Annotated in this window: 7 protein-coding genes and 1 pseudogene; 4 read left to right on the top strand and 4 right to left on the bottom strand. The window is 69.3% G+C overall.

Annotation, left to right across the window (positions count from 1 at the left end):
* The first annotated feature begins 266 nt into the window (after window positions 1-266).
* Window positions 267-497 carry a hypothetical protein gene (locus AC4IJH_RS42840; protein WP_490857463.1) on the top strand — a complete coding sequence of 77 codons (231 nt, stop codon included), beginning with the start codon at window positions 267-269 and terminating at the stop codon, window positions 495-497.
* Between the two features lie 172 nt (window positions 498-669).
* On the opposite strand, the gene AC4IJH_RS42835 is transcribed toward AC4IJH_RS42840, so the two are convergent.
* The gene (locus tag AC4IJH_RS42835; protein WP_490857462.1) at window positions 670-1,404 is read right to left on the bottom strand and encodes a hypothetical protein; all 735 of its coding nucleotides are present in this window, start codon (window positions 1,402-1,404) and stop codon (window positions 670-672) included.
* 863 nt (window positions 1,405-2,267) lie between these two features.
* Here AC4IJH_RS42835 and AC4IJH_RS42830 point away from each other — a divergent pair.
* The gene (locus AC4IJH_RS42830) at window positions 2,268-2,990 is read left to right on the top strand and encodes a VOC family protein (RefSeq protein WP_490857461.1); all 723 of its coding nucleotides are present in this window, start codon (window positions 2,268-2,270) and stop codon (window positions 2,988-2,990) included.
* 29 nt (window positions 2,991-3,019) lie between these two features.
* On the opposite strand, the gene AC4IJH_RS42825 is transcribed toward AC4IJH_RS42830, so the two are convergent.
* The 3 genes from AC4IJH_RS42825 to AC4IJH_RS42815 all read right to left on the bottom strand — a co-directional run bounded on the left by AC4IJH_RS42825 (window position 3,020) and on the right by AC4IJH_RS42815 (window position 5,454).
* Window positions 3,020-3,358, bottom strand: coding sequence for a hypothetical protein (locus AC4IJH_RS42825; RefSeq protein ID WP_490857460.1), 339 nt, complete (start codon window positions 3,356-3,358; stop codon window positions 3,020-3,022).
* A gap of 918 nt (window positions 3,359-4,276) precedes the next feature.
* Window positions 4,277-5,059, bottom strand: coding sequence for an HD domain-containing protein (locus AC4IJH_RS42820; RefSeq protein ID WP_490857459.1), 783 nt, complete (start codon window positions 5,057-5,059; stop codon window positions 4,277-4,279).
* 47 nt (window positions 5,060-5,106) lie between these two features.
* Entirely contained in the window at window positions 5,107-5,454 is a 348-nt protein-coding gene (locus tag AC4IJH_RS42815) for a PadR family transcriptional regulator (RefSeq protein WP_490857458.1), read from the bottom strand.
* Window positions 5,455-6,342: 888 nt separating this feature from the next.
* Between AC4IJH_RS42815 and AC4IJH_RS42810 the strand changes: the two genes are divergently transcribed.
* On the top strand, window positions 6,343-6,819 hold the full coding sequence (locus tag AC4IJH_RS42810) for a flavodoxin family protein (RefSeq protein ID WP_490857457.1): 477 nt from the start codon (window positions 6,343-6,345) through the stop codon (window positions 6,817-6,819).
* A 256-nt stretch (window positions 6,820-7,075) separates the two neighbouring features.
* Window positions 7,076-7,852 (top strand): annotated as a pseudogene (locus AC4IJH_RS42805) (hypothetical protein); the annotation flags it as partial.

Here is a 7,852-nt window from a genome sequence, read left to right as displayed (position 1 = left end):
TCTCCTCGGTACGACACCCACACTGACCCGGGCCACCACCGCACGACTGCCGCACCGCTAACACCCGGCTAACACGGCCTCGGCACCCGATTACGGCCGAGGGGGCCGACGCGAACTTCCCCACGGCTTCACGGCCTTGTCAGGCGCGCCCTCGTCCGGAGACGCGCCCCTCGCCTGCCCGTGCCCTGCCCCTGCGCGTCGCCGACGGCCTGATGTGGTGAGGCCAAAACTCCTGGAGCGGACCCCTCGTACAGAAGAAGCCAGCGTTGCTCAACGCCCTTGCCGGGACAGGAGAACGACAAATCAGAGTCACCGATCTGCCGCCGTTGGTCCGGGAGGGCGGCGTGACGGCGGACAGCACAGCCGCCCGAGCACTTGCGCAGACCGACGCGCAGACGACCGCCGAGGCAACCTCCCGGGCCATCACTCTGCTGTGGGGACTGCGCGTGCCGGAAGCGGCCATGGGGCGGCTCAGAAGCTCGGTCCGGTTCCTCTGAGTTGCTGGGCTGGCGCATGGCGCCACCTGCCGTCGCCTCCCCGCTCTTGCGCCAACCGAGCGAGCGGACGGGATCGCCCCGGCCCTGTCCCACCGCTACGTCCGGCAAGAGCACGACGCGTGAGGGGAGTGTCCCCACCGGCACGGCCCCTCAGCCAGGCTGCGGCGGTCCTTCAGGCGGTGCAGTGCTTCTGTGAGTCCAGGCGCACCTTGCGGCCGGTGAACTCCTCCAGGATGGCGATGTTCTCCGGGGCGTAGTTCGTCGCAGTGATCTTGTCGGCGTCCTTGCTGCCCAGTTTTCCGGTGTAGGGCGCGGACTTCTCCAGCCAGTAGGCCGTCCGCAGGAACTGGGTCAGGGCCAGGTCGCGGAGCTTGGGCTCGGCCTTGATCCTGGCCCAGTAGTCGGGGTGCTTGGCCTTGGCGGTGCGCAGGTAGAGCAGGAGGTAGCGCAGGTTGGTGGCGGCGATGTCCCGGGCGTTACTGGCGCCGACCCCCTTGATGTACTCCTGGAGCACCGTGACCGCCGGCAGTCCGGTCAGCCCGGCGTTCTGCTCCGCCAGCACCCCCTGGAAGCGGTAGTCCCCCTGCGTCTTGTCCCGCAGGTAGATGTCGTCCATGGAGGAGCTGAGGTTGTCCTTGATCAGCGGCAGGATCTCCTTGCGGGGGAAGCCGCCGTGCACGGGCACCGTCAGCGCCTGCTGACTGCCGTTGATCCATGCCGCGATGTGCACGTCCCACTTGGTCCGGGACGGGTCGAGGTCCCACATGTGGGTCTCCTCGTGGATCGCCACCATCATCGACTCGGCGAACCCCTCGAAGCTCCGCTTGTTCACGAACTGGTCCCAGTACTTGTCGTTGGCCTGAGCGATGGCCAACGCCTCCCCGCTGGGCCAGCGCCGCTTGTACATGGCCTGGAGGGTCCGCATCCAGTTCGAGGAGTTGAAGGCCGCCTTGAGGTCGCTCAGGTCGGCATTCGGCTGCGACGGTTCGCCGTAACAGTAGGGATCGGGGAGGCGGCTTGGTCCGGTGTCCCGGGAGGGGCTGGCCGACGCGGGACCGGACGCGACTGCCGTGCCCGAACTCAGAGCCAGGACAAGGCATACGGTCAGCAGACGAGCGGAAATTCTACGGCTCACGAGGACCTCGTCTCGAAGCAATCGTGTGGGGGGGCACGACAGGGCAGGGCGCTGCATCCCGTCGCTTGCCGAGCACGCTATTGCCCCGTACGCCCCACGCCTACTGTCATGCACCTCATAACATCCGGGCATGGGTTCCCCTCTGTTCTGTTCGCAATCGGTGCAGGTGGATGGGCATGCCATGCGGATGGGAGCGGCCGTGCCCCGCGGTGGTGGGCCTGGTGACCGGAGAGAAATGGAGCGGCGAGGGATCCGACGAAGGCAGCACAGGCTGCAGCCGTCTTCGGAGAAGACGTCCCGGGTGCAGGGCGCCGGGCGTTCACGAGTGGGTCTCATCTGGCACGACTCGGCACCTTGAAGACCGTTTCCCTCCGGGCGGGTGACTGTTCCCAGCCGGGCCCGATCAGCCCCCGCCTGGCCTCAGCCATCGAGGCCAGGGGCGTACGCCGCTCGGCAACACCCTCAAACGGATACGTGTCGGTGCGCGCGTCGTGGTGCACGCGTCGCTGATCGCTCGGGCTGCCGTCGAAACTCGGCTGCGGGTGGCACCGGTTCGCCCCTATGCTGCCCGTCCGCGGGGCCGACGGGGCGGCCTGTCGGCAGTGGCCGGTCAGCGGAGGGGAGAGCACAGGGGAATGACTTCTCAACTGTTCGCGGTCTGCTTCGGTGCGAGCCGGCCGCTGCGTCTCGCGCAGTTCTGGTCCGGGGTCCTGGGCTGGGCAATGACTGACGATCCACACGACGGCGTCACGCTCCTGCCCAGCGACGACACCGGGTTCCGCATCCGTTTTCCCCCGGCCCAGGAGCAGAAGGCCGGCCAGAACCGGATGCACTTCGATCTGACGAGTACCTCCCTGGAGGACCAGCAGCACACGGTGGCCAGGGCGCTGGGACTCGGCGCACGGCACATCGACGTCGGCCAGCGCCCGGAAGAAGGTCACGTGGTGCTCGCCGACCCCGAAGGCAACGAGTTCTGCGTCATCGAGCCGGACAACGACTTCCTTGCCGACTGCGGCTTCATCGGAGCGCTGGCCTGCGATGGTTCGCAGGAGGTCGGGTACTTCTGGAGCGAAGCGCTGGGGTGGCCGCTGGTCTGGGACCAGGACCAGGAGACCGCGATCCGCTCGCCGCACGGCGGCCCGAAGATCACGTGGGGCGGTCCGCCGCTGATGCCGAAGACGGGCAAGAACCGGCTGCATTTCGACCTCGCTCCCCCTGCCCACGGAGACCGGATGGCAGAGGTCGAGCGCCTGCTCTCCCTTGGGGCGACTCTCATCGACACCGGCCAGGGCGAGGCCGGCCGAGTGGAAATGACCGATCCCGACGGCAACGAGTTCTGTGTGCTGACGCCCAGGTAGCGCGGCAGCAGAGTCCGGTCTCTTGCTGTTCAAGGGCTGGGCGGGATTCTTGGGATGTCACGGAGGATGTCGTCGATGCCGCCCATTCCTGGCTCGTAGCCCTCGCCGCCGGGTTCGAGGAGCATGATCCGCCGTATCTGGTCGGAGGTCAGGCCGCGGTCGTGCAGCGCAATGATGTGTTCGCGCCAGGCGATGCAGGTGGCTGCGCCATCGAAGTCGTCTTGCGCGGCGAGGTGTTGAGCGGCGATGTCTCTGGCCTGGACGAGCGCTGCGTCCGCTCGCCGGATGCTGGCGACCGATACAACGACGGCAGTGATATTGCCGAGAACTCCGGACACTGCGGCGACGATGGTCCAGGTGTCTACCATGACGGCCCCCGTCTTTGGCCTGCCTGGCTGATGGTTACCCATTGACGGGGTGGGGGCATGCGTCGCCGCGGTTCGTCGTTCTCCCCCACTTCCTTCATTCCTGAATTCAGCGGGAGGAGTAGCACTGGCGAGATCTGAAGATCCTCAACAGGCGCGACAGCCACGCCGTCGGCACCGGAGCGAGGCGCCGCACTGCTGTCTGTCGGATGACGGCTGCGGCGCTACCGTGCGAGGGCTTCGCCGTTGTCCTCGTACGGCGGCAGGTCACCGATCCCGTCGCGCGCCTCGCACCGCACGGTGTGCTCGAGACCGTCCGCGTCTGTGACCGTGGCCTGCCCGCCCCGGCAACTGCACTTGGGCACCGCGCGTTACCGTTCACTGAGCAGCCGCTTCGTCGGGTTCAGCATCCGTGCAAAGCGCCAGTCGCGCTCCAGCACCGAAATGTGCTCCGGGCCCACCAAGCCCACGGTGGTCACCTCTGCGTGGCCGTCCCGCCTCATCCTCCCCCACGTCCCCCGCGCAGGACACGCCGCAGCGGCAGCCCAACCGGCCAGCCCACGCCGACGGCACCGGCATCGACGGCCCTGGCCGGGATCCCGCGCCCCTCCCCCATCGCTCACGTCCCCGGGGTGTGGCATGAGGGTGTGTCAGCCGCGTTCCCTCCGAGCGAAGCCGGAGTTCGTGGCGACTGGCCTGGCTCGGGCGGCGCGATCGTGGCCGGACTGCGCCAGGCCCGGATCAGCTGCCCCAGGCGCCGGGCCGGGGTTTCACTGGGCCAGAACAGGATGGCCCCGGCCAGGGCCAGAGAGCTTGCGCACAGCCCCACGATCCCCCAGGCCGACAGGCCTTCGCCCACCGTGGCTGTCACGCATGCGATGGCCGCTGCCCCGAGCAGGCTTCCGATGCGGGCAGCCGCGCTCACCATGGTTGTTCCTGCCTCACAGAGCGGCGCAGCGTCGTCGACAGGCGCGGTGTGTGCAGCAGGACGCGAAGGGTGTAACGGGCACGGGAGCGACGGGTGCGGTGGGCCGCCAGCTCGGCGGTCCACTCCTCCTGCCACCGCGCGCGCTGGCGGGAGGGGAGCAGCAGGGCGAGGACGGCCAGCGTCCGCCCGGTGACGGCGTACGCGGCAGGGGGGCTCTGCAGGACGGCCGAGGCCAAGTCGTGCAGTTCCCGGCTCACATGGGGCAGGCCCGCCGCTCGGGCCACAGGCGCGAAGACGTCGACGGTTTCACGGGCCTTGCGATAGCGGGTGGCCTGCGACACGAACGCGATGGTGCGCATGTTGTGCAGCCGGTCGGCGAGCCGGATGGTCAGCACGGCCGCCTCGAAGGGTGGCGCGGCGCCCGACACTCCCGGAACCGCGACGGTGACGGCTGAGGTGGGCATGGCCATCGGAGCAGTCGGAACAGCCCTCACCAGGTCCGCCACATGGGGGCCGAACAGTTCGGCGACGCGGTCGGGAGGGCAGGCGGTGTCCTCAAGGTCGTGCAGCAGGGCGGCACACACCACTTCCGCAGGCGTGCCGCACCCAGCAACGATGGCGGCGACGGTCACACAGTGGCTGAGGACCGGGGCTCCGCTGCGGCGCGTGTGGCCCTCATACCACAAAGCAGCCTCCGCGTATGCCCGTTCAAGCAGCGCCGTGTCCGCGGCGGGATGGTGGGTGCGCACGCGCGCAAGGAGAGCATCGCAGGACATGCGCTCGTCCGCGCGACCGCTGCGCGGTGGCCATAACCGCTTCCTCTTCATGACGCTCCCCCGTCAACGGCCGGGCGGGCGGCCGCCCATCCCGGCAGCGGCTGCTTGCGGGCACGGTAGGCGCGCGCCAAGGCGTCACGGGCCTGCTCGGCGCCCTCTTGAGTGATCTGGTAGAAGCGGCGCCGAGGCCGGCCCGCGATTTCGTGAACGGTCGGGTCCTCCCAAGTGCTGTCCACCCAGCCGGCCTGTTCGAGCCTGGCGAGAATCGGATAGATCGTGCCCGACGGCAGCCCTGCCAGCTCGCACAGCTCCAGGCCGTAACGCTGCTTGGCGGGGTCCTCCAGCAAAGCCCGCAGCACCAGTTGGGTCTGCAGGGTCATACGCAGCATCGCCATACTCGTACTCTACATAGCCTGTATATGGCCTGTCTAGAAGAAGCGCCGCCCCGGTGCACCGCCGTGAAACGCCGCCATCCTTCCGTTCAGACGGTCGCCGCGCTTGGCGATGGCGACGGCGCCGGTCAGCACACCAGGCGACGTACAGCGGCGAGTTCTGGCATGGTGCGCGACGACGGCATCGGCTAAGACGGGTGTTGAGCGAGCGCCGCCTGCGCGCGCCGCTGAACGAGCCGGATCGTGAGGCCGCTACACCCGCTCCCGGGTGCAGCAGGAAGTGCTGCACCCGGGAGCGGGCCAGCCCTGCCCGTCCCGGCAGGCGGGACCGGTCCGGGGTCTCACGGCGCACGAGGCCCCCGTACGGGTGCGCACGCAGGCGCCGGCCGGACGACACCGCGGCGACAGCAGATCATCCGGCACTACGCGGCTTCACGCCCACGGCCCCACAGCGGTCCCTCGTACGACGCCACCACAGCGACAACGGCATCCACTCAACCGGAGCTCGCCGCAACGCCATCTCCAACTTCCTCGGATCGCCGAGACGGTGGCGTCCGTCCGCCACCACGCCCAGCCCGGTGCTCTCCAGCACAGCACAGCGCGATCGCCACGGCCCGCCTCGGCCACGGCCTTACAGAAGGCGCGAAGCCCGGACCGGGAGGCCCCTTGCACCGTCACAACCCGACGGCCTCTCCGGGGACTGTTCCGGCAAGGGCGTCGGGGATGAAGTGGGTGCAGCTCTCGCGCAGGTGCCCAGGCTGGGCGGTAGTGCCGCACAGCACCGATGCCGACACCACGCCCCGCAAGTGACGCAGGACACAGCCGCCCGGTGTCACGGTCGCGGGCCGAGCCGTGTCCTATGGACGACCGCAGAGTGAGAGGAACATCGCCATGAAGGCCATGATCGTGTGCGTATCCGTGTCACACGGGAACACGAAGAGAGTCGCCGATGCCATGGGCCGCGTCCTGGACGCCCCCGTTGTCGCCCCCGAGGAGGTCGACATGGCAGAACTCGCCGCCTGCGACCTCGTGGGATTCGGCTCGGGCATCTTCTCGATGGCCTTCCACCCGCAGCTGCGCCAGTTCATCCAGTCCCTCCCGAAGAGGGAACAACGAGGCAGGGCTTTCGTGTTCTCCACCAGCGGGTTCCCCGAAGCACGGATCCGGCCCTACACCCGCCCCGTGGTACAGCTCCTCGACCAGAAGGGCTTCGAGGTGGCCGACACCTTCTCGTGCCGCGCACTGGACACCTGCCTTCCGTTCAAGCCCGTCGGCGGCATCAAGAAGGGACGGCCCAACGCCGACGATCTGGCGGCAGCGCGCACGTTCGCCGAAGGGCTACGCACTCGGGTCCCCTCCGCGTCCTGACCGGCCCGGCGGGGCCGCTTCCGGGTGGTCTCGCGTATGTGAGCATCCGTTGCCCCGGCCGGCCTCTCCCGCACCGCAGGGAGGAGAGACCGGCTCTCAGGCACAGCGATCTGCCCCATACACCGACGCCAGGCGGCAGCTTCCTACATGGAGGTCCCCGGACCGTCCCTGGCGGGCGGGGCGTGCTTGAGGCGCTTGGATCGGCTGCGGGAAAGCACTTCGTCGTGAAAGCCGGATCCGGACATGATGTCCCCTCGTGTATGAGGACAGGGACCAGCGCGGGTACGGGCGGTACACGCTGACGGAGACGGAGCACGGCTACGTCTGGGGCGTGTGCGCCGCAGTGGACGGGCTCTTCGGGGAACCCCGGCGCGGGGCGTACGAACGGTTCGGCTGGGTCCCGGAAGGCGTCGCGGTGCGGGACTGGGGCGGCAGCCGGGTGTGGCTGGTGCCGGAGGACGAGGCGTTGGGGCCCTGGCTGCTGGAGGAGGCGCAGAGCCCAGGGCAGTTCGCCGGAACAGGCAGTCTGGTGCTCACCGGCCTGGATGACTACGAGGGTCCGCCGGAGGGGTACAGGGGTTCCGTCCGGATGCATGACGAGCACCGATGGCTGGGCTCCTGCCGGGAGTTCACCCGCATCCTGCCGTCCGAGCAGGTGGCGTACCCGCTCGTGCTGCAGGGGCTCGCCCCGGGTGATCAGCTGCGGGCGGCCCTGTTGAAGGGCACCCGGCAGGCGCTGGACCTGGAGCAGGCCGCCCTGGAGATACGGGACGACCGGGGCGAGCCACTCACCGAGCGCCTGCTGTGGGCCAAGGTCAGTGCCTGGCGCCCCTCCCCCTACAGGGCGGACCGCCGAGATCCTCGATGCCCTGGCCGGGGGCGGCATGCAGGTCACGCTGGCGTGATTCGCGGTCCGTCCGCCACGGCACCGCACCACACCACACCGCACCGGGGCAGCCCTCCGTCACGAGGGCGCCCTGCTCGACCACGCCATACCGCTCACCGTGAAACAGTCGGCAGCCGCGGGTGGCCC

Source organism: Streptomyces sp. UF-297 (assembly GCF_058245575.1).
Note: the sequence above shows the minus strand (reverse complement) of the source record. Positions and strands in the feature narration are given on the sequence as shown.

What these genes read in the sequence shown, in the direction of transcription:
- AC4IJH_RS42835 (WP_490857462.1), bottom strand. Translation starts at nt 1,404, where the DNA reads ATGTACAAGCGGCGCTGGCCCAGCGGGGAGGCGTTGGCCATCGCTCAG.
- AC4IJH_RS42830 (WP_490857461.1), top strand. Translation starts at nt 2,268, where the DNA reads ATGACTTCTCAACTGTTCGCGGTCTGCTTCGGTGCGAGCCGGCCGCTG.
- AC4IJH_RS42825 (WP_490857460.1), bottom strand. Translation starts at nt 3,358, where the DNA reads ATGGTAGACACCTGGACCATCGTCGCCGCAGTGTCCGGAGTTCTCGGC.
- AC4IJH_RS42820 (WP_490857459.1), bottom strand. Translation starts at nt 5,059, where the DNA reads ATGTCCTGCGATGCTCTCCTTGCGCGCGTGCGCACCCACCATCCCGCC.
- AC4IJH_RS42815 (WP_490857458.1), bottom strand. Translation starts at nt 5,454, where the DNA reads ATGGCGATGCTGCGTATGACCCTGCAGACCCAACTGGTGCTGCGGGCT.
- AC4IJH_RS42810 (WP_490857457.1), top strand. Translation starts at nt 6,343, where the DNA reads ATGAAGGCCATGATCGTGTGCGTATCCGTGTCACACGGGAACACGAAG.